The 26,220-nt window shown below is 61.2% G+C and carries 20 protein-coding genes; 12 read left to right on the forward strand and 8 right to left on the reverse strand.

The window, feature by feature from the left end; genetic code table 11:
- Window positions 1-2 precede the first annotated feature (2 nt).
- Entirely contained in the window at window positions 3-656 is a 654-nt protein-coding gene (locus JL474_RS01970) for a bifunctional 4-hydroxy-2-oxoglutarate aldolase/2-dehydro-3-deoxy-phosphogluconate aldolase (protein ID WP_203140730.1), read from the forward strand.
- A gap of 484 nt (window positions 657-1,140) precedes the next feature.
- Here JL474_RS01970 and pyk read toward each other — a convergent pair whose 3' ends face one another.
- Both pyk and gap read right to left on the reverse strand, forming a co-directional pair.
- Complete coding sequence (gene pyk, locus JL474_RS01975) at window positions 1,141-2,589, reverse strand: pyruvate kinase (RefSeq protein ID WP_123636731.1); 1,449 nt, start codon at window positions 2,587-2,589, stop codon at window positions 1,141-1,143.
- A 90-nt stretch (window positions 2,590-2,679) separates the two neighbouring features.
- On the reverse strand, window positions 2,680-3,687 hold the full coding sequence (gene gap / locus JL474_RS01980) for a type I glyceraldehyde-3-phosphate dehydrogenase (protein WP_203140731.1): 1,008 nt from the start codon (window positions 3,685-3,687) through the stop codon (window positions 2,680-2,682).
- Between the two features lie 287 nt (window positions 3,688-3,974).
- On the opposite strand from gap, the gene edd reads away from it, so the two are divergent.
- The 3 genes from edd to JL474_RS01995 all read left to right on the forward strand — a co-directional run bounded on the left by edd (window position 3,975) and on the right by JL474_RS01995 (window position 7,470).
- Window positions 3,975-5,795, forward strand: a complete 1,821-nt coding sequence (edd, locus tag JL474_RS01985; protein WP_203140732.1) for a phosphogluconate dehydratase — start codon at window positions 3,975-3,977, stop codon at window positions 5,793-5,795.
- Window positions 5,792-6,775, forward strand: coding sequence for a glucokinase (glk, locus tag JL474_RS01990; protein ID WP_223808065.1), 984 nt, complete (start codon window positions 5,792-5,794; stop codon window positions 6,773-6,775). The genes edd and glk overlap by 4 nt, the downstream gene beginning before the upstream one ends.
- Window positions 6,776-6,909: 134 nt before the next feature.
- Window positions 6,910-7,470, forward strand: coding sequence for an LOG family protein (locus JL474_RS01995; protein ID WP_123636728.1), 561 nt, complete (start codon window positions 6,910-6,912; stop codon window positions 7,468-7,470).
- Window positions 7,471-7,486: 16 nt separating this feature from the next.
- Here JL474_RS01995 and JL474_RS02000 read toward each other — a convergent pair whose 3' ends face one another.
- Window positions 7,487-8,737, reverse strand: coding sequence for an ABC transporter substrate-binding protein (locus JL474_RS02000; protein ID WP_203140733.1), 1,251 nt, complete (start codon window positions 8,735-8,737; stop codon window positions 7,487-7,489).
- A gap of 230 nt (window positions 8,738-8,967) precedes the next feature.
- Here JL474_RS02000 and JL474_RS02005 point away from each other — a divergent pair, with 230 nt between their 5' ends.
- On the forward strand, window positions 8,968-10,161 hold the full coding sequence (locus JL474_RS02005) for a M24 family metallopeptidase (protein WP_203140734.1): 1,194 nt from the start codon (window positions 8,968-8,970) through the stop codon (window positions 10,159-10,161).
- Here JL474_RS02005 and glpD read toward each other — a convergent pair.
- Together glpD and JL474_RS02015 are read right to left on the reverse strand one after the other, a co-directional pair.
- Window positions 10,150-11,667: a glycerol-3-phosphate dehydrogenase gene (gene glpD / locus JL474_RS02010; protein WP_123636725.1), complete on the reverse strand. Its 1,518-nt coding sequence runs from the start codon at window positions 11,665-11,667 to the stop codon at window positions 10,150-10,152. The genes JL474_RS02005 and glpD overlap by 12 nt on opposite strands.
- A 163-nt stretch (window positions 11,668-11,830) precedes the next feature.
- The gene (locus tag JL474_RS02015) at window positions 11,831-12,589 is read right to left on the reverse strand and encodes a DeoR/GlpR family transcriptional regulator (protein WP_123636724.1); all 759 of its coding nucleotides are present in this window, start codon (window positions 12,587-12,589) and stop codon (window positions 11,831-11,833) included.
- 326 nt (window positions 12,590-12,915) lie between these two features.
- Between JL474_RS02015 and glpK the strand changes: the two genes are divergently transcribed.
- Window positions 12,916-14,394 carry a glycerol kinase GlpK gene (gene glpK / locus JL474_RS02020; protein WP_203140735.1) on the forward strand — a complete coding sequence of 493 codons (1,479 nt, stop codon included), beginning with the start codon at window positions 12,916-12,918 and terminating at the stop codon, window positions 14,392-14,394.
- Between the two features lie 13 nt (window positions 14,395-14,407).
- Here glpK and JL474_RS02025 read toward each other — a convergent pair whose 3' ends face one another.
- Window positions 14,408-16,273: a sigma-54-dependent Fis family transcriptional regulator gene (locus tag JL474_RS02025; RefSeq protein ID WP_203140736.1), complete on the reverse strand. Its 1,866-nt coding sequence runs from the start codon at window positions 16,271-16,273 to the stop codon at window positions 14,408-14,410.
- Between the two features lie 315 nt (window positions 16,274-16,588).
- Between JL474_RS02025 and JL474_RS02030 the strand changes: the two genes are divergently transcribed.
- From JL474_RS02030 to JL474_RS02055, 6 genes are all read left to right on the forward strand, one after another.
- Window positions 16,589-17,692: an ABC transporter ATP-binding protein gene (locus tag JL474_RS02030; RefSeq protein ID WP_203140737.1), complete on the forward strand. Its 1,104-nt coding sequence runs from the start codon at window positions 16,589-16,591 to the stop codon at window positions 17,690-17,692.
- Window positions 17,693-17,698: 6 nt separating this feature from the next.
- A complete protein-coding gene (locus JL474_RS02035; protein ID WP_123636720.1) occupies window positions 17,699-18,811 on the forward strand; it encodes an ABC transporter ATP-binding protein in 1,113 nt (370 codons plus the stop codon).
- Window positions 18,808-19,674, forward strand: a complete 867-nt coding sequence (locus tag JL474_RS02040) for a carbohydrate ABC transporter permease (RefSeq protein ID WP_123636719.1) — start codon at window positions 18,808-18,810, stop codon at window positions 19,672-19,674. The genes JL474_RS02035 and JL474_RS02040 overlap by 4 nt, the downstream gene beginning before the upstream one ends.
- Window positions 19,675-19,683: 9 nt before the next feature.
- Window positions 19,684-20,490 carry a carbohydrate ABC transporter permease gene (locus JL474_RS02045; protein WP_123636718.1) on the forward strand — a complete coding sequence of 269 codons (807 nt, stop codon included), beginning with the start codon at window positions 19,684-19,686 and terminating at the stop codon, window positions 20,488-20,490.
- A gap of 11 nt (window positions 20,491-20,501) precedes the next feature.
- Complete coding sequence (locus JL474_RS02050; protein WP_203140738.1) at window positions 20,502-20,777, forward strand: DUF2160 domain-containing protein; 276 nt, start codon at window positions 20,502-20,504, stop codon at window positions 20,775-20,777.
- Window positions 20,778-21,007: 230 nt separating this feature from the next.
- Window positions 21,008-22,756, forward strand: a complete 1,749-nt coding sequence (locus JL474_RS02055) for an ABC transporter substrate-binding protein (protein ID WP_203140739.1) — start codon at window positions 21,008-21,010, stop codon at window positions 22,754-22,756.
- Between the two features lie 555 nt (window positions 22,757-23,311).
- Here the strand turns inward: JL474_RS02055 and JL474_RS02060 are convergent.
- Window positions 23,312-24,166, reverse strand: coding sequence for an aldo/keto reductase (locus tag JL474_RS02060; protein ID WP_203140740.1), 855 nt, complete (start codon window positions 24,164-24,166; stop codon window positions 23,312-23,314).
- A 17-nt stretch (window positions 24,167-24,183) separates the two neighbouring features.
- Window positions 24,184-26,004: an alpha-amylase gene (locus JL474_RS02065; protein ID WP_203140741.1), complete on the reverse strand. Its 1,821-nt coding sequence runs from the start codon at window positions 26,002-26,004 to the stop codon at window positions 24,184-24,186.
- Between the last annotated feature and the right edge of the window lie 216 nt (window positions 26,005-26,220).

The following is a 26,220-nucleotide window of genomic DNA, read 5'->3' on the forward strand; positions in this document are numbered from 1 at the left end:
CAATGCCTTCATTATTGACAGAAACACATCGGCAACAGGTTCAGGCGCTGCTGGCAGCCTGCCCGCTGGTGCCGGTGATTGCCCTTAACAAGCCGGAGGACGCGCTGCCGCTGGGCAAGGCGCTGGTGGCCGGTGGCATCAACATCCTCGAGATTACCTTGCGCACGCCGTACGGTCTGGATGCCATTCGTGAGCTGCGCGCCGAGCTGCCCGACGTGTGGGTGGGCGCGGGTACCGTGACCACGGTTGAGCAATACAAGCAGGTTGAGGAAGCGGGTGCGCAATTCGTGATTACGCCGGGTCTGACCGAGGCGTTGCTGGATTACGCGATTACCGCCAAGGCGCCGTTGTTGCCGGGCGTGTCGACCCTCTCCGAGATGATGATGGGTTATCAGCGCGGTTTCCGTCACTTCAAATTCTTCCCGGCGGAAGCGTCCGGTGGCAAGGCGGCCCTGAAAGCCTTCTCCGGCCCGTTCCCGGACGTGGTGTTCTGTCCCACCGGCGGTATTGGTAAGGATACGGCCAGGGATTACCTGGCGCTGAGCAATGTCGCTGCCGTTGGCGGTAGCTGGCTGACACCGAAAGACGCGATCGAGGCCGGTGACTGGGAACGAGTGACTGAAATCGCCCGGGAGAGTCTGGCTCTGCTGAAGTGACTGGGTGGTTGTAAAGAGTAGTTGGGTTGGGCGCCTTCGGGCGCCCTTTTTTGTGGGCAATCAGGCATCATTCCAGCCTACGTGCGGCGTGTAACCTAGGGGCTGCCTTTCAGGCGGCTCCGAAGCTGAAGCCCGGCTACATGGTTGCAGGCTGCCCCGAGCGTGTAGCAGATGCTTTAGCTTCTGAGGCGGCGTGGGCCGCCCGACCCCTTGCTCGTGGTAGGTTGCATTGGCAGCCCTTCGGTCTGCTCCGAAGCTGAAGCGTCGGCTACATTTGTCAGCAGACTTGAGCATGTAGCAGATACTTTTAGCTTCTGAGGCGCCGCCAGGTGCCCTTCATTCTGACGCCATCAGGCAAGGGTTGGACTGAGATTGGATTCGGAGGGAGAGAAAAAGGGCAGGAGAGCTAACGGGAGTAAGCCCTCCTGCCAAGTCTACGTCGGTTGGAGCACCACGCAGTTCGTCGGAAAGAGTGGGGTGGGGGTTACTGGATCGTGTCCCCCACGCGCAGGATTTTCATCGTGTTGGTGCCGCCCTGGGCGTTGACGTAATCGCCCTTGGTAACCACGACCAGATCGCCTTTCTGCACCACCCCGCGCTGGATCAGTTCCTCCACGGCGCGAGCGTTGGTTTCCTCGTTCGGAATGATCTGGGAATCGAACGGGACCGTCTGTACGCCACGATAGAGCACCACACGATGCTGGGTGCTGTGATGACGGGAGAAGGCGAAGATCGGCAGGCTGGATTTGATACGGGACATCAGCAGTGGGGTCGCGCCGGTTTCCGTCAGGCAGATGATCGCGGCCACACCCTCGAGGTGGTTGGCGGCATACATCGCCGACAGGGCGATCGCCTCGTCCACTCGCTCCATGCTTTCGTGGATGCGGTGCTTGGAGACGTGCATCGAGGGCTGCTTTTCCGCGCCCAGACAGATGCGCACCATGGCTTCCACTGCTTCTTTCGGGTAGTCGCCCACGGCCGTTTCGGCGGACAGCATGACGGCGTCGGTGTAGTCCATGACGGCGTTGGCCACATCCGAGACTTCCGCCCGGGTTGGCATCGGGTTGTCGATCATCGACTCCATCATCTGCGTCGCGGTGATCACCACGCGGTCCAGGCTGCGGGCCCGGTTGATGATGTGCTTCTGGACACCCACGAGTTCCGCATCGCCGATCTCCACGGCCAGATCGCCCCGGGCCACCATGACCGCGTCGGAGGCTTCGATCACGGCGTCCAGCTGGTCCGGATTGTGGGCCAGTTCGGCGCGTTCGATCTTGGCCACGAGCGCGGCTTCGGAGCCGGCTTCGCGCAAGAGGGCGCGGGCCGTGTGCATGTCGTCCGCCGTACGTACGAACGAGACGGCGACGTAGTCGGCGTTCAGTTCCGCAGCCGTCTTGATGTCCTGCTTGTCCTTCTCGGTCAGCGCGTCGGCCGACAGGCCGCCACCGCGCTTGTTCAGCCCCTTGTTGTTGGACAGGGGGCCGCCGATCAGCACGCGGGAGGTGATGCTGTGGCTGTCGACAGCCTCAACTTCCATCTCGATGCGGCCGTCATCCAGAACCAGGATATCGCCCGGCTTGACGTCGTCGATGAGCTGTTCGTAGTCGATGCCAACGCGTTCGTTGTCACCGGCTTCCTTGTCCATGCTGGCATCCAGAGTGAACGTCTGGCCCGCCTGCAGGGTGATCTTGTTCTCCGCAAAACGGGCGATACGGAGCTTGGGGCCCTGCAAATCTGCGAGCAGTGCAACGAAGCGACCCTGCGCCTTGGCCGTTTCGCGGACCAGGCGGGCGCGCTCAATGTGGTCATTGGCGCTGCCGTGGGAGAAGTTGAGACGGGTGACGTCGACTCCGGCTGCGATGATACCGGCCAGTGATTCCGGTGAGTCCGTGGCGGGGCCGAGCGTGGCGACAATCTTGGTGCGCCTGAGCATTGAAAGCGTGTCCTCTGATGCTAACCGGGAGATCGCTCGGTAAAAGCGATCTCCCAGAGTGAGTGAAACAGTGGTTCTGGTCGGCGGCGCTTACTTCTTGTGCGCAGCCATCAGGGCACGCGTATTGTCCAGCATCCGGTTGGAGAAGCCCCATTCATTGTCGTACCAGGCCATGACTTTTACGTGACGGCCATTGGCACGGGTATGATTGGCGTCGAAAATGCTGGAAAGTGAAGAATGGTTGTAATCGACGCTGACCAGTTTCTCTTCACTATAGCCGAGGATCGGGTTCTGTTCGGCAGCCTTGCGGACAAACTCGTTGATCTCTTCCACGGACGTGTCGCGTCCGGCGATAAAGCTCAGATCCACCAGCGATACATTGATGGTCGGTACGCGCACGGCGAGGCCATCCAGTTTGCCGTCCAGTTCCGGGAGCACCTTGCCGATCGCGGCAGCGGCGCCGGTCTTGGTCGGAATCATGGACTGGGTAGCCGACCGGGCACGATAGATGTCCTTGTGGTAGACATCGCTCAGCTTCTGGTCGTTGGTGTAGGAATGGATGGTGGTCATCAGGCCGCTTTCGATGCCCACGCCATCGTGAATCGCCTTCACGACCGGCGCCAGACAGTTGGTGGTGCAAGACGCGTTGGAGATGATCTGGTGCTCGGCGGTCAGGGTGTCGTCATTGACGCCGTAGACAATGGTGGCGTCGGCGTCGCCGGACGGTGCAGAAATGATGACGCATTGGGCGCCGGCTTCCAGGTGAGCGGCGGCGGCTTTGCGAGACGTGAAAATACCGGTGCACTCCAGCACCACGTCCACATCAAAGGCTTTCCAGGGCAGGTTGGCCGGATCGCGTTCGGCGCTGATGCCGATGCGGTCGCCGTTCACCGTCAGGGATTCGGAATCATGACTGACTTCGCCACCGAAACGGCCGTGTACACTGTCATACTTGAGCAGGTGGGCATTGGTTTCGGCGTCGCCAAGATCGTTGATGGCGACAACCTGCATGTCCTTGCGGTAGTCATTTTCATAAAGGGCGCGCAGAACGTTGCGACCGATGCGTCCGAAACCGTTGATAGCGATGCGAGTAGTCATGTCGGGCCTCCGCTGACTGTGATTGTTGTGCGGGTCGGCGGCCTGATGGACCTGTGGAGAGGTCTTTCAGGTCGGATTACCAATTCTATGTAGTAAACATAACAAAATTAATTCCGGGTATGTAGATTAATTCGTGAAAAAGACAAAATAATTACGTAGGATTACGGCCATAAGTGCCGTGTCATGTGATAATTTGATCAATGATTGGACAGTTGTGGCCGAGTGGTGTTCCCGTGATCACGGCCGGTCGCCGCAACTGTTGCCGCGACAAGAATCAGGAGAGAGACATGCATCCGATTGTGGAGAAAGTGACCCAGCGGATAATCGAGCGTAGCCGGGCAGGGCGCGAGGATTACCTGCGGAGAATGGCGGAACTCGGCGAGCAGTCACCGCAGCGAGGTGTGCTCTCCTGTGGCAACCTGGCGCACGGTTTTGCCGCCTGTTGCCAGCCCGACAAGGACACCCTCAAGCTGATGAACAAGGCGAACGTCGCCATCGTGTCCGCCTACAACGACATGCTGTCGGCGCATCAGCCTTACCACCGTTTCCCGGATGTGATTCGCGAGGCGGCGCATGGTATGGGTTCAGTCGCCCAGTTCGCCGGCGGTACGCCTGCCATGTGCGACGGTGTCACCCAGGGGCAGCCGGGCATGGAGCTGAGTCTGTTCTCCCGTGATGTGATCGCCATGAGCACCGCGGTGGCGCTGAGCCACAACATGTTTGATGCCACCCTCCTGCTGGGTATCTGCGACAAGATCGTGCCGGGCCTGCTGATCGGCTCCCTGAGCTATGGCTACCTGCCGACCGTGCTGGTGCCGGCTGGCCCCATGCCGTCCGGCCTGCCCAATAAAGAGAAGCAGCGCATCCGTCAGCTGTACGCCGAAGGGAAAGTGGGCAAGGACGAATTGCTGGAAGCCGAAAGCGCGTCCTATCACAGTGCCGGGACCTGCACCTTCTATGGCACCGCCAACAGCAACCAGCTGCTGGTGGAAGTCATGGGGCTGCACATGCCGGGCTCGGCCTTCATTCATCCCGATACCGATTTGCGCGATGCCCTGACCACCGCCGCGACGGAACAGGTGGTGAAACTGTCCAAGCCAAACGGCGGCAAGCTGGGCCTGGCGGACATGGTGTCGGAGAAGAGCATTGTCAACGCCCTGGTGGCGCTGCTGGTTACCGGCGGTTCCACCAACCACACCATCCACTGGATCGCGATTGCCCGGGCGGCGGGGATCACCATCAACTGGGACGACTACGCCGAGCTGTCGTCGGTCGTACCGTCCATGACCCGCATCTACCCCAACGGCCAGGCCGATATCAACGCGTTCCACGACGCGGGCGGCACGCCGTTCCTGATTCGCGAATTGCTGGAGCATGGCTACCTGCACAACGACGTGGAAACCGTGGTGGGCCATGGTCTGGAGCGCTACACCCAGATGCCGTCGCTGGATAACGGCAAGCTGGTGTGGTCGCCGTCGAACACCGAAAGCAGCGACAAGGAAGTGCTCAGCTCCGCGGACGAGCCGTTTGCGCCGGAAGGGGGGCTGCGGGTTCTCGACGGCAACCTCGGCCGCGGCGTGATCAAGGTGTCTGCGGTTAAGCCGGATCACCACATCGTGCGCGCACCGGCCGTGGTCCTCAATGACCAGAACGAGCTGGCCAAGGCGTTCGACGCCGGGGATCTGGACAAGGACTGCGTCGTCGTCGTTCGCTTCCAGGGTCCAAAAGCGAACGGAATGCCGGAGCTGCACAAGCTGACGCCGTATCTGGGTGTCCTGCAGGATCGCGGCTATCACGTGGCGCTGGTCACTGACGGCCGTATGTCCGGTGCGTCCGGCAAAGTGCCGGCCGCCATTCACGTGTATCCGGAGGCGCTTGACGGAGGTCCGCTGTCCAAGGTGCGCGACGGCGACATCATCTGTGTCGACGCCACCAAGGGGCGGCTGGATATCGACGTCTCCGACGACGAATTCGCGGCCCGGGAGTCGGACCGCATTGATCTCCGCGCCGTGCATCAAGGCTACGGCCGCGAGCTGTTTGGCTGGATGCGTCGTTCTGCCGGTACGCCGGAGGAGGGTGCCAGCTTCTTCTGGAGTCACGACGCATGACCGATCAATCCATGGTAGAGCTGGTCGGCGACATCGGCGGGACCAACGCCCGTTTTGCGCTGGCCCAGGAAGGGGATGTCCGTCCGCACGCCATTGAAATCCTGCGCTGCGGCGACTACGACAACCTGGATGGGGCCATCCGGGCGTACATGGAAAAGGTTGGTATCGATCGCATCAAGGACGTCTGTCTGGCGGTTGCCGGTCCGGTGCCGTCGGCCGATGATCCTGACGCCCAGGTGCGGATGACCAACAACCACTGGCGGTTCGGCCTGCGGGACATTCGCGAGCAGTTCGGTCTGCGCTCATTCAAGGTGATCAACGATTTCACCGCCATGGCGCTGGGCGTCCCCCACGTGCCGGAGGATCAGCTGGTCCACGTCTGTGGCGGGCCTGGCAATGCCCGGCGGGCGCGGCTGGTCATCGGGCCGGGGACCGGACTCGGCGTGTCGGGGCTGGTTCCGCTGCGCGATGGCTGGATTCCGTTGATGACCGAAGGCGGTCACGTGGATTTCGCGCCCACCGACGAGACCGAGATTGCCATCCTGCGGATTCTCAAGGAACGCTTTGGACGGGTTTCTGTGGAGCGGATCCTCTGCGGCCAGGGGCTGCTGAATCTCTACCAGGCCCACGCTGAAATCCAGGGCGTTGCAGCGCCGATGGATGCGCCGGAGAAAATCTCCAACGCCGCTGTGAACGACGGTGACCCGCTGGCTCGTCACGCGCTCCGCCATTTCTGCGAGATCCTCGGCCGGACCGCAGGCAATGCCGCGCTCACGGTGGGTAGCCTGGGTGGCGTCTACCTGTGCGGCGGCATCTTGCCGCGCTTCCTCGACTTTTTCCTGGAAAGCCCTTTCCAGGCAGCGTTCGAGGACAAGGGCCGCATGCGGCCGTTGATGGAATCGACGCCGGTCCATGTGGTGATGGAGCCGTACACCGGGCTGCTGGGGGCCGCCGAAGCCCTGCGTAACCCCGAAGTCTGAGTCGTATCCCTTGAGCCGGTCCGGACCATGTTGTCTCGACCGGCTCAATCTGCTTTCATTGTTCCTCGTTTTGCCTGCCGGACTTGTCGGCAGTCTGTTCCTGTCGCTTTATCGCTTCCAGAAAGGGTGTCTCTATGCGGGTGGCCGTCTTTTGTGGCTCCAGCCACGGTAACGATCCAGTCTATGAACAGAGCGCCCGCGCCATGGGCCGCGCCCTCGCCGAAGGCGGGCATACGCTGGTCTACGGTGGTGGCAAGGTGGGTCTCATGGGTGTGGTGGCGGACACGGTGCTGGAGCATGGCGGCGAGGTCATTGGTGTCATCCCGCGGATGCTGAAGGAGCGTGAGGTGGCCCACGAGGGCGTAACCGAACTCTTCGTCGTGGAAGACATGCACGAGCGCAAGGGGCGCATGAACTCACTGGCGAAGGCGTTTATCGCCATGCCCGGCGGGCCCGGCACGCTGGAGGAAATCTTCGAAGCCTGGACCTGGGCCCAACTGGGATATCACGAAAAGCCGTGCGCGTTCTACAACGTAGCCGGTTACTACGATCCGCTGCTGGCGTTCATGGACACCATGCGGGATCGGGAATTCCTCAAGCCGCATTACCGGGACATGCTGATCGTGAGCGATGACCCCTCGACGATTCTTTCCCGCTTCGAAACCTACTCGTCGCCCCAGGCCAAGTGGCGCTGAGGCAACGACTTCCGGATCAGAGCGTCAACGGTTTATCCGCCGCGCGCCGCTCCTCCTGCCACTCTTCCAGCGTCTTGGCAGCGGTGTCGCCATCGAGGCTGTCGACGATGTCGAAGAAGTCCGATCCGAGCGGATCCGACAGGATCTCATCCCGCGCCTTGCTCTTGACCACGTAGACGGTCTGTACATTCTGATGATCGAACGCGCGCCATTGTTGCTCGTCTTTCAGGAGGCTGTAGCGAAAGTCCTCCAGGGCCCGGATAACGGCAGCCGTATTGAGCGTGCCGGCTCGCTCCACCGCATCCCGATATTGATAGAGAATGCTGTAGGCGGACGCGGCGGCTGAAGAGGGGCGCATGTTGTAGCGTTCGACAAAGTCTTCAACGAACTGCTTGCCTCGCGGGTAGTCGTACTTGTAGGGCACTTCCCAGACCCAGGGCGCTGAGCCGATAACGCCTTCCATGATCGTAGGGCCAACGTCCAGCGCCATACCCAGGGTGATGTTTGGCACCACCACCTGCATCTGATCCTTGATGCCCATCTCGTAGGCAATGTTGAGCGCCCGCACCATATCGTCCCCGAACAGCACCATCACCAGCACATCGGCACCGCTGGCCTGGGCCTGTTCCAACGCAGCCTTGAAATCCCGGATGTAGGCCCGGGGGAAGGGGGTTTTGACACCGGGGTGCGCCTCGGTATCCGTGGTATCGGTGAAGCGGCGCATGGAGCTTTCGGTCGACCAGCCCCAGGTGTAGTCGGCGGTGATGTAGAAAAATTTCTGTCCCGCATAGCGCGACTGCAGATGATGGCTGATCGCCTTGGCGGCCATCCAGGCGTTGAACGGCTCGCGGAACATGTGGCTGTGGCCGGCGCTGCCGGTGGTGGCGTTGGAATAAGTCAGGGTGCCGAAGTAGAGGCGGTCACGTTTCCGCGCCTCCTCGCCGGAGGCGATCGCCACGGCACTCGAGACACCGCCAAACACCATGCGGGCGTTCTCCCGGTCGATCAGTTCCGCGGTATTGGCTGCCCCCTGCTTGGGATCACTGCTGTTGTTGCGGATGACCAGTTCAATCGGCTGACCGAGAACGCCGCCATTCTGGTTGATTTCCTCGACGGCCATGAAAGCGCCCAGGCGTTCCTGCAGTCCCTGGTCTTTGTAACGGCCATTTTGCGGGTAGTTGAAGCCGATCTTGAGCGTTTCGGCGGACAGGGTGGTGGCCGCAAACGCCAGGACGATACCGACGCACAGCAGTCGCGTGATTGACATGATCCGTTGTCTCCCGGGCCCGTCCGGTTGGTGGCGTCGCGAGCCCCTTGTTGTTTTTAAATTGGGTGTTTTTTGAACGCTTCTTGAGTGTGAACAGGGTTGGTGGTGGCATCAATGGGACTAACGTACGACATTCAGAGAAGAATTGTGTCCCGGGGTAACCCGATGTAAAGATGGGCAGAACAACCATGCAGCCAGCCGGGGTGCGATCCCGGAACCGGAGGTGACGGATGGATTTCAGGGCCTACGAAGCACGGTTACGGGACGTCCTGGGTGGCCGGGAGTCGGCGTTTCCGGATGCGGAATACCAGCGTCGCTGTCAGGCGCTCGATCGCCGTCTTGCGGCGGAAGGGCTCGACGCTCTGCTGGTCACAAATCCTGCTGAAATCTATTACCTGACCGGGTACAACACTTTTGAGGTGTCGGTGCATACCGCGCTGGCCTACAGTCCGACGCAGTCCGTGCTTCAGGTGCCGTCAATCGAGACCGGTCCGGCGGTGGCCTGCGCCCGGGTGGACCGGATTCTCGGCTATCGCTGGGAAGATCCGCAGGAGGTCATCGAGCCGCTGGCGGACTGCCTTGCCGGTCAGGGCAAACGCATCGGTATCGATTGTTGGGGCGGTGGTTTGCGGACCGGGTTGCTGGCGGGCCTGGAAAAGCGATTGCCGGATCATGCGTGGGTGGATGCGTCCGGGCTGCTCAACCCCATCCGCAGGATCAAATCCAGTGAGGAGCTGGTTTGTCTGGAGCAGGCGGCACGCTTGACCGAAGCCGGCATTGAGGCCGCGCGGCAAACCGTTTCGGCAGGCCGCACCGACAGCGAAGTGGCGGCCGCCGCCGCTGAAGCCATGCATCGCCATGGCAGCGAATTCATGAGCATGCAGCCGATTGTCGTGGCCGGTCGACGCAGCAGCGTGATCCATACCAATCACCGGCGCTTTCCCATCCAGGCGGGTGAGCCGGTCTTCATCGAGCTGGGCGCCGCCTATCAGCGCTATACCTCACCGATGATGCACACCATCGTCGCCGGGGCGGAGTCGCCCGATTCCCACATGCAGGCGATGGCCGGGATGTGTCGACGGGTCTACGAGGCCCTGGTCACCGCTATGAAGCCGGGCGCGACGTTTGACAGCGCGGCACTCGCCGCGGAGGACGCCTGGCGGAAAGAAGCGCAGGAGGCGTTCTTTTCCGGGGTGTACGGTTACACGGTTGGTGGCCAGTTTCCGCCGTCCTGGGTGGAAGGCTCGGGTTTTATCGCTCGCGGGCAGCCGGCTGAATTCGAGGAGAATATGGTGTTCCACCTGCCCCTCTGCTTCCGGATTCCCGGGCTCTGGGGCATGGGCTTCAGTGAGACGGTTCGGGTGGGGGCGCAGGGCGCGGTTCCGTTGACACGAAACCGCTGGTCCCTGGAGTCAGGCGGTTGATACGGCAGACGTTCTGGCCGGTCGGTTGGCCAGGTGGTCCCGGATGCCGCTGAGTTCCGCCGCCGTCAGGCGCAAGCCAAGCTTGGTGCGACGCCAGACGATATCCTCCGCGTCCACCGCCCACTCGTGCCCGGTCAGGTAATCGATCTCGCGGGCGTACAGGTTGGCGCCGAAGTGATGCCCCATGTCTTCCATGGATTCACAGCCGTCCAGCAACGTCCGGGTTCGCGTACCGTAGGTGCGCACGTAACGCTGGGCCAGGCCCGTGGGCAGCCAGGGATAGGCGATCTTGAATTCGTTGAGCAGATCGTCCTGACTGGTAAAGTCGCCGCCGGGCAGGGGAGCGCTGCGGGTCCAGTTGGGGCCGGCATTCGGGAAGAATTCGCAGATGCGATCCGTTGCGGCTTCGGCCAGCTTGCGATAAGTCGTGATCTTGCCGCCAAAAATGGAAATCAGCGGGGCTTTGTCATCGCCGCCGTCCACTTCGAAAGTGTAGTCCCGTGAGGCCTTCTGAGCGTCGCCGCCTTCATCGTCCATCAACGGACGCACGCCGGAGTAGGACCAGACGACGTCGTCCGGTGTCAGTTTGTTTCGGAAATAATCGTTGACGATACCGATCAGGTAGTCGACTTCCTCATCGGAAATGACCGCTTTCTTGGGATCGCCTTCGTAATCCACGTCGGTTGTCCCCACCAGAGAGAAATCGTCTTCGTAGGGGATGACGAAAATGATGCGCTCATCCGCGTTCTGCAGAATATAGGCTTCCGGTTCGTCGTGGATCTTGGGCACCACAATGTGACTGCCCTTGACCATGCGGATCTGCTTGGGCGCTGGAATGTTCAGGCTTTCCCGGAACAGGGCGCTGACCCAGGGGCCGGTGGCGTTGACCATGGCCTTGCAGGTGACGGTCTCACTTTTCCCGGTCAGTCGGTCGTTCAGGGTCACACTCCAGTGATCTCCTGAACGCTCCGCCCGTTCGCAGCGGGTCCGGGTCATCACGCGGGCGCCTTTTTCCTCGGCGGCCTTGGCAGTCAGTACCACCAGGCGGGCGTCGTCCACCCAGCCGTCGGAATACTCAAACCCGCGGGTAATCTCGGGCACCAAAGGGCTGTTGCCGTTGAAACGGATGCTGTTGGAACCTTTGAGCAATTCGCGCTTGGCCAGGTGGTCGTACAGGAACAGGCCGGTACGGATCATCCAGGCCGGACGCAGATGCGATTGGTAGGGCAGTCGGAAGCGCATTGGCCACATGATGTGGGGGGCATTGCGCAGAAGCGATTCGCGCTCGGCCAGGGCCTGGCGAACCAGTTTGAACTCGTAGTGCTCCAGGTAGCGCAGGCCGCCGTGGATCAGCTTGCTGCTGCTGGACGATGTGGCCGAGGCCAGATCGTTCATCTCGCACAGCAGGGTCTTCAATCCCCGCCCGGCGGCATCCATGGCGATGCCGGTTCCATTGACACCTCCGCCGACGACGACCAGGTCGTAGTCTGTTTCTGCCGCGCTCATACTATTCCGTCTCCAGCCTGTTCGTTTTGGCGATTTTATGGCCAACGCAATCATTATGCGAAAACATCAGGTATTCGTAAAGGAAAATAAAGAATAAAAACGAACACTGTGACGCGTATCGAACGAGCGCCGGATTACCGGCTGAAACAGCAGGAAGGAGGCGTCAGACCACGTGTAATTTGACGTCGTTGTCGGTCAGCAGTTGCTGGATGTCGTGCGGTGGTTTCTGGTCGGTAAAGAAATGATCGGCCTGTGTGATGCTGCCGAGGCGGACCATGGCGTTGCGCCCGAACTTGGTGTGGTCGGCGGCCAGCAGGACCTGTTGGGAGTTGGTGATGATCGTCTGCGCCACGCGCACTTCCCGGTAGTCAAAGTCCAGCAGGGAGCCATCCATGTGGATGCCGCTGATGCCGATCACGCCGAAATCCATCTTGAACTGATTGATGAAATCGCGAGTCGCCTCGCCAACGATACCGCCGTCCCGGTTACGCACTTCGCCGCCGGCGATGATGATGTGGAAATCCTCGCGGCTTGCCAGAATAGAGGCCACGTGTAGATTGTTGGTCACGATGCGCAGGTTGTTGTGGTTGAGCAGGGCCCGGGCAATGGTTTCGGTGGTGGTCCCGATATTGATGAACAGGGAAGAGCCATCGGGAATCATGCTGACCAGGCTGTGGGCGATGCGCTCCTTGGCCTCCAGGTCCATGATCTTGCGGGTCTGGTAGGCGGTGTTGACGGTGCTGGAATCAATACCCGCGCCGCCATGATGTCGTCGCACCCGGCTCTGGCGAGCCAGCTGGTTGAGGTCCCGGCGGATGGTTTGCGGTGTCACCTGGAAATGGTCCACAAGTTGCTCGGTCGTCACGAAGCCGTTCTGGTGGATCAGCTCCATGATCAGATCCTGCCGGTGTTTCTGTGCCATGCTCGATACCCGCACTCTTGTTGTTTGTGGGACGTCAGGTCGCATTGCGAAAATCCGGACATCTGCGACCCAGTGCACGTCGTTTGACGATTTATTAAATCAATATAACACGTTATCCGGGATGGGCCGGATCGCGGCGCTTGCCGCTCTTCCAATAAGGAGCCTTGTCGCTTGGCCGAGTCACCGAAAACGAAAAAATATTTGGATTCGTTTTCGAAAAGGGTAAGAATGCCGCAAAGGCCCTGATCGAAGAACCGCCGGATTGACCGGTGAATGTTCAGGGGCAAAGCCGAACAAGAAGCGAATAAACGGTAAAGGGTGCAATCATGACGCGTTATCTCATGGCAATTGACCAGGGCACGACCAGCTCACGAGCCATGATTTTCGACGATCGGGGTGAGTTCGTCGAGGTGAGCCAGCAGGAGTTCCCACAACACTTCCCGGAGAGCGGTTGGGTCGAGCACGATCCGGAGGATATCTGGCGCACGGTCATCGAAACCTGTCGGGAGGTCCTGGAAAAGGCCGACCTGAAGGCGGAAGACCTTGCCGGCATCGGCATCACCAATCAGCGTGAGACCACGGTCGTCTGGGACCGGGAGACGGGCAAGCCCATCTATAACGCCATTGTCTGGCAGGACCGACGCGCGGCCACCCTGTGTCGGCAGCTCAAGGACGACGGCAGCGAGACCATGATCCATGAGAAAACGGGGCTTCTGGCGGACCCGTATTTCTCCGCCACCAAGCTGCGCTGGATACTCGATAACGTCGATGGTGCCCAGGAAAAAGCCGAGCAGGGCCGGCTGGCGTTTGGCACGATCGATACTTTCCTGCTGTGGCGCCTGACCGGCGGGCGCTCCCATTTTACCGACGCCACCAACGCCTCTCGTACGCTGCTGTTCAATATCCACGAACAGCAGTGGGATGCAGACCTGCTGAAGCTGTTCAATGTTCCCGAAGTCCTGTTGCCCGAGGTGCTCGATTCTGCCGATGAGTTCGGCTCCCTCGAGCCCGAACTGCTGGGCGCCCCGGTGCCGGTTTATGGCATGGCCGGCGATCAACAGGCGGCACTGTTCGGGCAGACCTGTTTTCGGGAAGGGATGGCAAAAAGCACGTACGGCACCGGCTGTTTCCTGATGTTGAACACGGGCGACAAGCCGCTGCATTCCTCCTCGCGCTTGCTGACCACGGTCGGCTATCGACTGAACGGCAAGGTGACTTATGCGCTTGAAGGCAGCATCTTTATTGCCGGTGCGGCGATCCAGTGGCTGCGGGATGGCGTCAAGCTGATCCGCATGGCCCGGGAGACCGAGTCGCTGGCGGAGCAGACGCCGGCCAACCACGGGGTCTATCTCGTGCCGGCCTTTACCGGCCTGGGCGCGCCATACTGGGATCCCAAGGCGCGCGGGGCGATCTTCGGACTGACCCGGGATACGGGCATCAAGGAAATCGTCACCGCCGGGCTGCAGTCTGTCTGTTACCAGACCAAGGATCTGCAGAAGGCCATGGAAAAGGATGGTGTCCGACCGGTCGCCCTGCGGGTGGATGGCGGCATGGTAGAAAACAACTGGGTACTGCAGTTCCTGGCCGATGTGCTGGGAGCGACGGTCGACCGCCCCAAGCTGATCGAAACCACCGCGCTGGGGGCGGCTTACCTGGCGGGCCTCAAGGCGGGCGTCTTCGATTCCCTCGAAACCCTCGAAGGCCTGTGGCAGTGCGACCGCAGCTTCACGCCGGAAATGACCAAGGAAACCCGGGATCGCCTCTACGAGGGCTGGGTCGAGGCGGTCAACCGGTTGCAGGATTGAGCCGGATAGCGCGCTACCTGACCCCCAGTTCCCGCAGGCGCTTGTAAACGGTATTCCGGCTGAAGCCGAAATGCCGCGCCGTGCGGGAAACGTTCCCCTGGTGCTGGTTGTAGACCTCCAGTAGCGAGTCCAGTGTCGAGCGAATCCGTTGCTCGGGCGGCGCCGTCTTTATCTCGGCGGTCGGCGCTACAGGATGGGCCGTAGCGGCGTTCAGATCCCGGATGAAATCGTCGGGCAGGTGCCAGGTTTCAATCACTTCCCGGTCGGCCATGGCCAGGGCCACCTGCATGACATTGATCAGTTGACGGATGTTGCCGGGCCAGGGGTGCCGCTCCAGGATATCCAGCAGGGCGTCGGGCAGTTCGGGCGGTTGGTCCGGGTCCCGGTAATAGGCATGAACCTGGCGAAACAGGGCGCGCTTGTCACTGCGGTCGCGCAGGCGCGGCAGTTCGATGGCCAGACCATTGATCCGGTAATACAGGTCCGGCCGGAACGTCCCCGCATCCACCTGTTCACGCAATGTCTGGTTGGTCGCCGAAACCAGGCGGATATCCACCGCATAGGCTTCGGTGGATCCGACCGGCGTAACCTCTCTTTCCTGAAGCACACGCAGCAAGCGGGCCTGGGCCCGGGCCGGCATCTCTCCAATTTCGTCCAGAAACAGGATGCCCCCATGAGCCTTGCGGATTAAACCGGTTGCACCTTCCGTGCTGGCGCCGGTGAACGCCCCCCGTTCGTAACCGAACAGCTCGGACTCCACCAACTCTGATGGGATCGCGGCGCAGTTGACGGCCACCAGCGGCTGATCGCGGCGGTCGCTGGCCTGATGCAGTGCCTTCACAAACACTTCCTTGCCCACACCGGTTTCACCGTGAATCAGGATCGGGATGTCGCGATCGGCAACCCGGGTGGCCTGGCGGATGCAGCGGCGCACCTGTTCGTCACCGAATTCGATGTCCGCAAACGTGAGTGTGCCGTTTGCAGGTGCGATTGGGGAGGCGGTCGGGCGGGACAGGCTCTGCCCGTTGGAGGCTGCCGAAGGCGCCCGCAACAGGCCGAAAAGCCGGCGGTGGTTGCGGGTGCGGAGCTGGAATGGCCCCTGGTCACCGTGCCCAAGTAGCTCATCCAGACCGAGGTTCAGCAGTTCACTGATCGGCTGGTGGAGCTGCTCGGTCGCCAGGAGCTGGCCGGCCCGCTGGTTGACGGCAACGATAGCGCCGCCTTCGTCGAACGCGAGCAGGCCTGACCACTGGCTATCCAGGTTGTCGGGATTGGTGTTGAGAGTCAGCAGGTAGCAGTCCCGGCTATAGGTTCGCGCCATCAGACGGTTTTCCACCGAGATGGCCATCAGCTTCACCATGCCCAGGGTGTGGGCCTGGGGCAGGTAGGCATCACTGGAGACGTTCAGCACCCCGATGAGATTGCGATTGACGTCCCGGATCGGGGCGGCGCATCCCACCATGAATCGATTCGCGGTGAGGAAATGTTCGTTGCGTTGGACCTGGATGGCCTGGCCGCAGGCGATCGCCGTTCCAATGGCGTTGGTGCCGTTATGGCGCTCCTGCCAGCTGCAGCCTTCCCGGAACAGGTCCGGACGGCCGGTCTCGGTAAAGCGTCGGTCCCCCCAATGGCGCAGCAAGCGTCCCTGGCTGTCGGACAGCATGATCAGAGAACGACTGTTGGCCAGGATGTTGTCGTAGTAGGGCAGCACTTCGCATTCGGTGGTATCCAGCAGGATGCCATTTGCTTCATGCAGCTGGCGGCACGCCGGCTGATCCAGTTCCCGGGCCGTCGGTGGCGCGTCGTGGGTGAGGCCGAAGTCGTGGCAGCGCGCCCATGAGGCTGCGATCAGCTCACCGAAATCGTCAGTTGTTGTCATCCTGGTCACGGTGGTTTCCCTGTGTCGTTGTTGTCTTTATCCGCGTTCGGGAACCGCAAAGATTGTTCAATATTGTGTTCACAGTGTTCGCTTGTCAATGTTCAGTGTGAACAGTTTTATTCGAAACCGAACATCGGTTTGCGTGAGGGAAAGTGCGCGGTGATTTGGTAAGTCTCTTTAAAACAAGTACATATGAAAATAGAGAGGAGCGAAAAGGATCATTGGTATGTTCGTTGCCTTATTATCTTCGAAAGCGAACGTCGCACTTCCGGTGCGGTGTTCGCGCAGTCAGAACAAAAACAAGGACACGAACGCATGTCGCTGACTCTTGAGAATGTGTCCCGCGTGGTGGACGGCGTGCCCCATGTGGCGGATGCCGATCTCACCTTCGAAGCCGGATCCTTTAACGTGCTGCTGGGGCGAACCCTGGCGGGCAAGACATCCCTGATGCGCCTGATGGCCGGGCTGGATCGTCCGGATGAAGGGCGCGTGCTGGTCGATGGTGTGGATGTGACCGGCCAGAGCGTGCAGAAACGCAACATCTCCATGATCTACCAGCAGTTCATCAACTACCCGAACCTGACGGTGTGGGACAACATCGCCTCGCCCCTGAAACTGGCCAAGATGGCGCCCTCGGAGATAGAGCGCCGGGTGCGCGAGACCGCGGAAATGCTGCGCATCGAGAACCTGCTCAAGCGCTACCCGCTGGAGCTGTCCGGCGGCCAGCAGCAGCGCACGGCGATGGCCCGGGCCCTGGTCAAGGATGCCACGCTGATCCTGTTCGACGAGCCGCTGGTCAACCTGGATTACAAGCTGCGCGAGGAATTGCGCGCCGAGTTGCGTGAGCTGTTCCGCGCCCGCAATTGCGTGGCGGTTTACGCCACCACCGAGCCCAACGAAGCCCTGGCCCTGGGTGGCGTCACGACACTGCTCCACGAGGGCCGGATTATCCAGAGTGGCCCGGTGATGGACGTTTATCGCCGGCCCGTGAACACCACGGCGGCGGAGCTGTTCAGCGAGCCGCCCATCAACTTCATGCCGGGTCGGGTCACCGAGAACGACGTGACCTTCGACGAATACGCCCACCATCCGCTCACCCGGGAGCTGTCTTCTCTGTCGCCGGGCCATTACCAGTTCGGCATCCGGCCCAGTCATATCAGTCTGGTTCCGCAGAATGAGGACGACCTGGAGCTCGCGATGACGGTGGAGTTGGCGGAGATCAGTGGTTCGGAAACCTTCATGCACGTGAAGAACGAACATTTCGAGCTGGTGCTGCAACTGATGGGCGTTCACGAATACCACACCGAGACCGCCATCCGGATCTATCTGCCCATCAGCAAGCTGTTCGTGTTCGATGAGGCCGGGGATCTGGTGCACGCGCCGGCTTCGGTGAATGACAACCCAGCGGATACGGAGTAAGCGACGATGGCCGAAATCCAGTTGAATTCGCTTGCCCACAGCTACAGCCGCCATCCCGAAGGCCCCGGCGATTACGCCATCCGCCAGATGAGCCACACCTGGCACAAGGGCGGGGCCTACGCCTTGCTGGGCCCGTCCGGCTGCGGCAAGACCACCATGCTCAACATCATCTCGGGCCTGCTGGCGCCGTCGGAAGGGGATGTGATGTTCGACAACGTGCGGGTCAACGAACTCTCGCCCAAGGATCGCAACATCGCCCAGGTGTTCCAGTTCCCGGTGGTCTACGACTCCATGACGGTGTTCGACAACCTGGCGTTTCCGCTGAAGAACGCCGGCTTTCCCAAAGCCAAGATCCAGGCCAAGGTGGAAGAGATCGCCGCCATCCTGGAGCTCGAGCCGGTGCTGCGCAAGAAAGCGAAGGGTCTGACGGCAGACGAGAAGCAGAAAGTCTCCATGGGGCGGGGGCTGGTGCGGGACGACGTCTCCGCCATCCTGTTCGACGAGCCGCTGACCGTCATTGATCCGCAACTCAAGTGGAAGCTGAGGCGCAAGCTCAAGCAGATCCACGAGCAGTTCAACATCACCATGGTCTACGTGACCCACGATCAGTTGGAAGCGTCCACTTTCGCGGACAAGATCGCGGTGATGTACGACGGGCAGATCGTGCAGTTCGGCACGCCCCGTGAGCTGTTCGAGCGGCCCAACCACACCTTTGTGGGCTTCTTTATAGGCAGTCCCGGGATGAACCTGATCGATGTGTCGGTGACGGAGCAGGGCGTTCGTTTCGACGACATCGACGTCCCGCTCGACGACGGGCACAAACAACGCATCGCGGCGACCGGTTCGAGCAACATCAAGCTGGGCATTCGTCCGGAGTTTGTGCAGCTTACCGCCGCGCCCGCCGACGACACCTGGCCTTGCAACATCCTCGATGTTGAGGACCTGGGCACCTACAAGATTGTCACCCTGCAACTGGGTGAGCAACGGCTGAAGGCCCGGATTGATGAGGACCAGGCGATCTCCGGCGACACCGTCCATGTGGGCTTCCCGCGCCAATGGCTGAAGGTGTACGTCGATGAATTCCTGGTGGACGAACAGACCGAGGAGGCGCAGTCATGAGAAAGGTCCCCAACAACCGCGCCTGGTGGCTGGTGCTGCCGGTCTTCATCCTGGTGGCGTTCTCCGCCCTGATCCCGCTGATGACGGTCGTGAACTACTCCGTGCAGGACATTTTCGGGCCCAATGCGGCCTACTTTGTCGGCACCGACTGGTTCCGCGAAGTATTGCGTAACGAAAGCCTGCAGGCGTCGCTGGGGCGGCAGGTGGTGTTCTCGACGGCGGTGTTGCTGATCGAAATCCCGCTGGGCATCGGGATCGCGTTGCTGATGCCCACGGGCGGCAAGCGGGCATCCCTGTGCCTGATCCTGCTGGCGATTCCGCTGCTGATTCCCTGGAACGTGGTGGGCACCATCTGGCAGATCTTCGGCCGGGGTGACATCGGCCTGTTCGGGCGATTCCTGAATGAGATCGGTATCAACTACAACTACACCGCGGACCCGGTGGATGCCTGGTTCACCGTGTTGCTGATGGACGTCTGGCACTGGACGCCACTGGTCGCCCTGCTGTGCTACTCCGGGTTGCGCGCGATTCCCCAGGCGTTCTACCAGGCGGCGGAAATCGACCGCGCCTCCCGCTGGGCCGTCTTCCGCTACATCCAGTTGCCGCGATTGAAAAGCGTGCTGGTCATCGCGGTGCTGCTGCGCTTTATGGACAGCTTCATGATCTACACCGAGCCGTTCGTACTCACCGGCGGTGGACCGGGCAGTTCCACCACCTTCCTCAGTCAGACGCTCACCACCATGGCGGTGGGGCAGTTCGACATCGGGCGGGCCGCGGCGTTCTCGCTGGTCTATTTCCTGATCGTGCTGCTGGTGTCCTGGCTGTTCTTCACCGCCATCACCTATCCGGACCGGGACAAGTAGGAGGCCGTCATGACTCATAGCAAACGCCGTGGATTCGGCATCACCTTCTACATCCTGTTGTTGCTGCTGCCGATCTACTGGTTGCTGAACATGTCGTTCAAGACCAACCAGGAGATTCTCAGCTCGCTGACGCTCTGGCCGCAGAACTTCACGTTCCACAACTACGCGGTGATCTTCACGGACCCGAGCTGGTACGACGGCTACATCAACTCGATGATCTACGTGTCCATCAACGTGGTGATCACGCTGCTGGTGTCGCTGCCGGCCGCCTACGCCTTCAGTCGCTACAAGTTCGTCGGGGACAAGCACCTGTTCTTCTGGCTGCTCAGTAACCGCATGGCGCCGCCGGCGGTGTTCCTGCTGCCGTTCTTCCAGCTGTATTCCTCGATCGGCCTGTTCGACACTCACATCGCGGTAGCCCTGGCGCACTGCCTGTTCAACGTGCCGCTGGCGGTGTGGATCCTGGAAGGGTTCATTTCCGGGGTGCCGCGGGAATACGACGAGATGGCGTACATCGACGGTTACAGCTTCCCGCGCTTCTTCATCAAGATCTTCATCCCGATGATCCGCTCGGGGATCGGCGTGTCCGCGTTCTTTGCATTCATGTTCTCCTGGGTGGAACTGCTGCTGGCGCGGACCCTGACGTCGGTCGATGCCCAACCCATTGGCGCCATCATGACCCGAACGGTCGGGGCCAGCGGGATCGACTGGGGCGTGCTGGCGGCGGCCGGTGTGCTCACCATCATTCCGGGCCTGTTGGTGGTCTGGTTCGTTCGCAACCACGTGGCCACGGGCTTTGCCCTGGGCCGGGTCTGAGGAGGTTGAGCATGATTGCCTGGATGCAGTGGACCCTTCCCACCGCGATTTTCTTCGCCACCATCGCCGCCATCCTGCTGGTGATGACGGTGTTCGAAGTGGCCAAGCCCTGTGTGGAGCGCAAGGGCTTCCTGCCGATCGCCACCACCCGCGGCGACCGGCTGTTCATCGGCCTGCTCAGCAGCGCCTACATTCATCTGCTGTTCCTCGGCCTGACCGAAGCCAGTCTCTGGATTGCCCTGGCGATTTCGGTGGTCTGGCTCGGGGTCCTGTTGCGGTGGGGGTGATGGACAGACATCAGTAGCGTGTTCGGCTTACAACATTGTGAGGGGTTCGAATACGAACTAATGTATAAAAAATGATCGCAAACGATCGTTAAGGATTTTCGATCTATAGCCCGGGAGGAAGTCCGGCGGGCTTTATGGACGGAAAGAAGGGTGCGGGAAAACGCTCCGTAAGGCAGTGGGGCATCCTGTGACCTGTAGTCGATAACACTAACAACAGACGAGGTTTGGCTATGTTGAAGAACAAGAACACTCCACAGACCCTCATGCTGAGCGCCGCGGTCGGCCTGCTCAGTCTGGGTTTGAGCCTTCAGGCCAGCGCCGACCAGTATTCCGACGCAGCCAAGAAATGGGTGGATAACGAGTTCCAGCCGTCGACCCTGACCAAGGAACAGCAGCTCAAGGAGATGGCCTGGTACACCGAAGCGGCCAAGCCCTTCCGCGGGATGGAAATCAACGTTGTTTCGGAAACCCTCGCTACCCATGAGTACGAGTCCAATACACTGGCAAAGGCGTTCACCGAAATCACCGGGATCAAGGTGACCCATAACCTGATCCAGGAAGGGGACGTCATCGAGAAGCTGCAGACCCAGATGCAGTCGGGCCGCAACATCTACGATGCCTACGTCAACGACTCGGACCTGATCGGGACCCACTTCCGCTACGGCAAGGTGGTCCCGATTTCTGACATGATCAAGGGCGATGCCAAGGACGTCACGTCGCCGACGCTGGATCTGGACGACTTCATCGGCCTGGAGTTCACCACCGCGCCGGACGGCAAGGTCTACCAGTTGCCGGATCAGCAGTTCGCCAACCTGTACTGGTTCCGCGCGGACTGGTTCGAGCGTGACGATCTGAAGAAGAAGTTCAAGGACATCTACGGCTATGAACTGGGCGTGCCGGTGAACTGGTCGGCCTACGAGGACATCGCCGAGTTCTTCTCCGACAAGGTCAAGACCATCGATGGCAAGCGCGTCTATGGCCACATGGACTACGGTAAGAAAGACCCGTCCCTGGGCTGGCGCTTTACCGATGCCTGGTTCTCCATGGCGGGTGAGGGCGACAAGGGCCTGCCTAATGGTCTGCCGGTGGACGAGTGGGGCATCCGTGTCGAGGATTGCCATCCGGTCGGTTCCAGCGTGACCCGTGGTGGTGCTGTAAACGGCCCGGCGGCGGTCTACGCCACCCGCAAGTACAAGGAGTGGCTGGAGAAGTACGCGCCGCCGGAAGCTCAGGGCATGACCTTCTCCGAGGCCGGTCCGGTACCGGCGCAGGGTAACGTGGCCCAGCAGATTTTCTGGTACACCGCCTTTACCTCCAGCATGACCAAGGACGGCTTGCCCGTGGTCAACGAGGACGGCACGCCCAAGTGGCGGATGGCACCATCCCCGCACGGTCCGTACTGGGAAAAAGGTATGAAGCTGGGCTACCAGGACGTGGGTTCCTGGACCTTTATGAAGTCCACACCTGAGAAGCGTCGTCTGGCTGCGTGGCTGTATGCACAGTTCACCACCTCCAAGACGGTCTCCCTGAAGAAGACCCTGGTCGGCCTGACGCCGATTCGCGAGTCGGACATCAACTCCGAAGCCATGACCGAAGCGGCACCGAAGCTGGGTGGCCTGGTCGAGTTCTACCGCAGTCCGGCCCGCGTCCAGTGGAGCCCCACCGGTACCAACGTGCCGGATTATCCGAAGCTGGCACAGCTCTGGTGGCAGTATATTTCCCAGGTCACCAGTGGCGAGAAGACCCCGCAGCAGGCGCTGGACGGTCTGGCGGAAGCCCAGGACAACATCATGATGCGCCTCGAGCGCGCCAACGTGATGGCCACCTGTGGGCCGAAGCTGAATGAGCCGCGTGACGCCAGCTACTGGCTAAACCAGCCAGGCGCGCCCAAGCCCAAGCTGGAGAACGAGAAGCCGAAGGGCGAAACCGTTCCCTACCAGGAGCTGCTGAAGAGCTGGGAAGAAGCTGAGAAGAGCTGATTGTCAGTCTGATTGGGAAAGCCGCCGGGTGGTTCATCCGGCGGCTTTTTTTGTGGGCTACGGAAAGCTGAATCCGCGTGCGGAGTGCTGGTGAACAATGGGAGCCGCATCAACGGATGCTTGGCTTCTGTTGTTGGCTACAGAGCTCGTGCCGGGAAGCGAATGGACACCCTTGCCTTCGTTGCATTAGACGGCCGTCCCTGGCCGGCTAATACAGCCGGGACGTCCCTGTCCCTCCTTCGGCAAGGGTATCCATTCGCTTCCAATCAATCTCGGGGTGACCTCGAAGCGCTGTTTTCATGTAGCCGACGCTTCAGCTTCGGAGCAGGCGTTTAGCCTGCCGTTCAATGTAAAAGGTGGAGGCGTCGTTCAAGCTCTCCGAGCTCAGGTAGGTTGGGCTGACGTAGGAAGCCCAACAATACGCGACCGAGGGATGGAGCCGTTTGCCGGCCAAACAAGGGGCGTGGAACGTTGTGAAGCTTGAGTGCGGACCGTGAGATGTTGGGCTTCCTGCGTCAGCCCAACCTACGCGTGGCGGCAGCTTTCGCCAGCATCTCAAGGCACCTCAACACCCCGAGCCGCCTCCAACAACGCAAACCAGTCCGTCCGTGGCAGCGTCGCCGCCAACCCGGCCCGCGCCTGATCGATTCGCTCCTGCCGCATGGAACCCAGGACCGGCGTCGGCAGGCCGGGAATCATCCGCAGCCAGGCGATCGCCAGCGCCGTGGCCGTCAGGCCGGTTTCCCGGGTCAATCGCTCCAGCTCTTTTGCCAATGCACCTTCCCCAAGCGCACCGCCACCCAGCGGCGACCAGGCCATCCAGTGCAGGTTGTCCCGCAGGTGCGCTTCCATCGTGCCATCCGACAGCACGGCGTTGGCGCGCAGGGACAGTTCGCTCTGGTTACAGACCAGCGGGATATTCAGGTTGGCCTGCAACCAGCGCCACTGCTCTGGCAGGAAATTGGAGACGCCAACGCGGGCGACTTTGCCGGCTTTCACCGCGTCTTCCAGAGCCCGGCCGACCGACGTCGCGTCCATCAGGGGGTCGGGGCGGTGGATCAGGAAGGTGTCGATCTGTTCGACGTTGAGATTCACCAGAGCCTTGTCGATCGCGGCGCTGACATAGTCCGCCTCAGCCCGATAGTGCTTCACGGCATCGCCGCTGGCGTGGACGATGTCGGTCTTGGTGATGACCCGCAGTCTGTTGCGCAGCGCCGGGTTGGCGCGCAGCGCGTCACCGAAGGCTTTCTCGCATTCTCCATGGCCATAGATGTCGGCGTGGTCGAAGGTGTCGCAGCCCTGATCGATCTGCGTTTCGATCCAGCGGGCCAGATCTTCGGATCTGGCCAGTTCGGGATAGTCCTGCAGGCGCATGAAGCCGAGGATCAGGTCGGGGTAAAGATCAGACATTGCTTTGGTTTTCCGTCTTATTGGCGGACAAAGCTGATGACCACGCGGTCATCATCCGTCTGCCGGGAGAATGTGTAGGGCGAGGACGACAGACGTTCGTGCCGTCCGGCACCGATCGCCGGATGAGCCTCCCTGAATTGGCCCAGTTTACGCCAATAGGCCAGGGTGCTGGCGGTTTTCGGATCATCGAGGGCATCCCAGTTCATGTCGGAGCGGGTGCCCTGCTGCGGATCCGAGCCGTTGGGGCCGTCGCGGCGACCGGACTCATCGCCATAGAATACCTGCACGGTGCCCGGTGTGAAGAGCAGGGCGGCGGCGACCCGTTTCTGCAGTTCGGGATCGTTGTGGGCCTCGCTGCTGAACAGGCGTGTGTCGTGGGAGGAAATGTAGCTCATCACGTTGAACGGTTTGTCGCCGTGCATGGACTGGCTGTAGTCGGCGTAGACGCTGTCCATTTCCGGCAGGCACTCGGCGCCGGCCAGGGCGTTGTCCTGCAGGTCGAAGTTGATCACCGCGTCGAAGCCGTCGTCGTAGTAGTGATCGCGGGTGACGGAGTGCGGGAAGACTTCGCCCACCATCCAGAAGTTCCGGGCAGGCAGGGCTTGGTCCGGATGGTTCGCCCGGTAGTCATCCAGCGCTTTCTGCGCCGCCACTTTCAGCTCGGCCCAGGCTTCCGGCTCGACGTGCTTGACGGTATCCGCGCGGAAGCCATCGATGCCGAAGCGGCGAATCCAGCTGGTATGCCATTGGATCAGGTAGTCGCGCACCGTCGCGTTGGGCAGGTTCCGGGCATGGGTGTCCGCCTTGTTGGTCAGGAAGTCGGGCAGATCCACAGCCTTGGTTGACTCGGTCTGGAAATCCGGCAGATAGGCGAGCGACCCTTTGATGGGATCGATGCCGGCGCTGGGCGCGTTGGGATAATCGGCGATGCCGGCACGCACCCAGTCCTTGCCCCACCAATGGGACCAGCCGGGGCTGTCGTAGTCGATCAGCGCATGATAGGCGTGGAAATTCTCCCAGGACTCCGGCTGCCAGTCGCCCCAGCGCTCCGGCAGGTATTTCTCGAAGCCGTCGAACAGGCCGCCGAAGTGGAAATCCTGCATGTCCTGCAAGGAGCTGTAGCCCGGGTGGTTCATGACGATGTCCATGACGACGCGGATGCCCCGTTGGTGGGCCTGGTCCACCAGTGTCTGGAATTCTTCTTCCGTGCCGTAGGCGGCATCGGGTCGGGTGAAGTCGAGGGCGTAATAGCCATGATAGCCATAGTGGCGGAAGTCGCCCTGGTCACCGCCGCCGACCCAGCCGTGGATCTGTTCCACGGGCGGAGACACCCAGAGGGCGTTCACGCCGAGTTTTTCCAGGTAATCGAGACGCTCGGTCAGGCCGGCAAAGTCGCCGCCGTGGAAGGTGCCGATTTCCTGATCGCCATCGGATTTCCGGCCGTAGGCGTGGTCGTTATTCGTGCGTCCGTTGGCAAACCGGTCTGTAATGACAAAGTAGACGGTGGCTCCGGCCCATTGGAAACTGTGTTGCACCGGCTGGGCGGATTCCAGCATGACCAGCCCCTCGGCGTCTTTGGCCGGGGCCAGGGAGACATGGCCGTCCTCAACCTGGGCTCGTTTGCCGGAGAAAGCATCCCGGACCCACTCGCCGTCCCTGAAGACGTCGCCGACCGGGATGCGGGTCTGTTCCGTCGATGTGGCGCACAGGTGGGTTTGGCCGGCCCGGTTGTCGGTGGGCTGTGCTGCGCTGTCGAGGGTGCTTTGGGTGCCGGGAGAGGCACAGCCGGCCAGCAGGGCACAGGTGGCCACCAGCCGGGCGAAGGGAGTGAGGCGCATCGCAATTCTCCTGAAGCGTGTTATTGTCCGGCGCCCCGCAGCTTGGCGAAGGTTTCGAGGAGTGGAGGCAGCCGTTTATTGTGGATTGATATAACCAGAGGGACGCGCCCGTGGGTAGACGGAAATCGCCTACGCCCCCTACTCCCCCGTTCTACGCCTCGGGTATTAAAAACAGGGCTGATGCCAGCATTGCGGTTTTCACTGACGATGTTGATC

It is taken from the genome of Marinobacter mangrovi (assembly GCF_016798325.1).
GTDB lineage: Bacteria > Pseudomonadota > Gammaproteobacteria > Pseudomonadales > Oleiphilaceae > Marinobacter_A > Marinobacter_A mangrovi.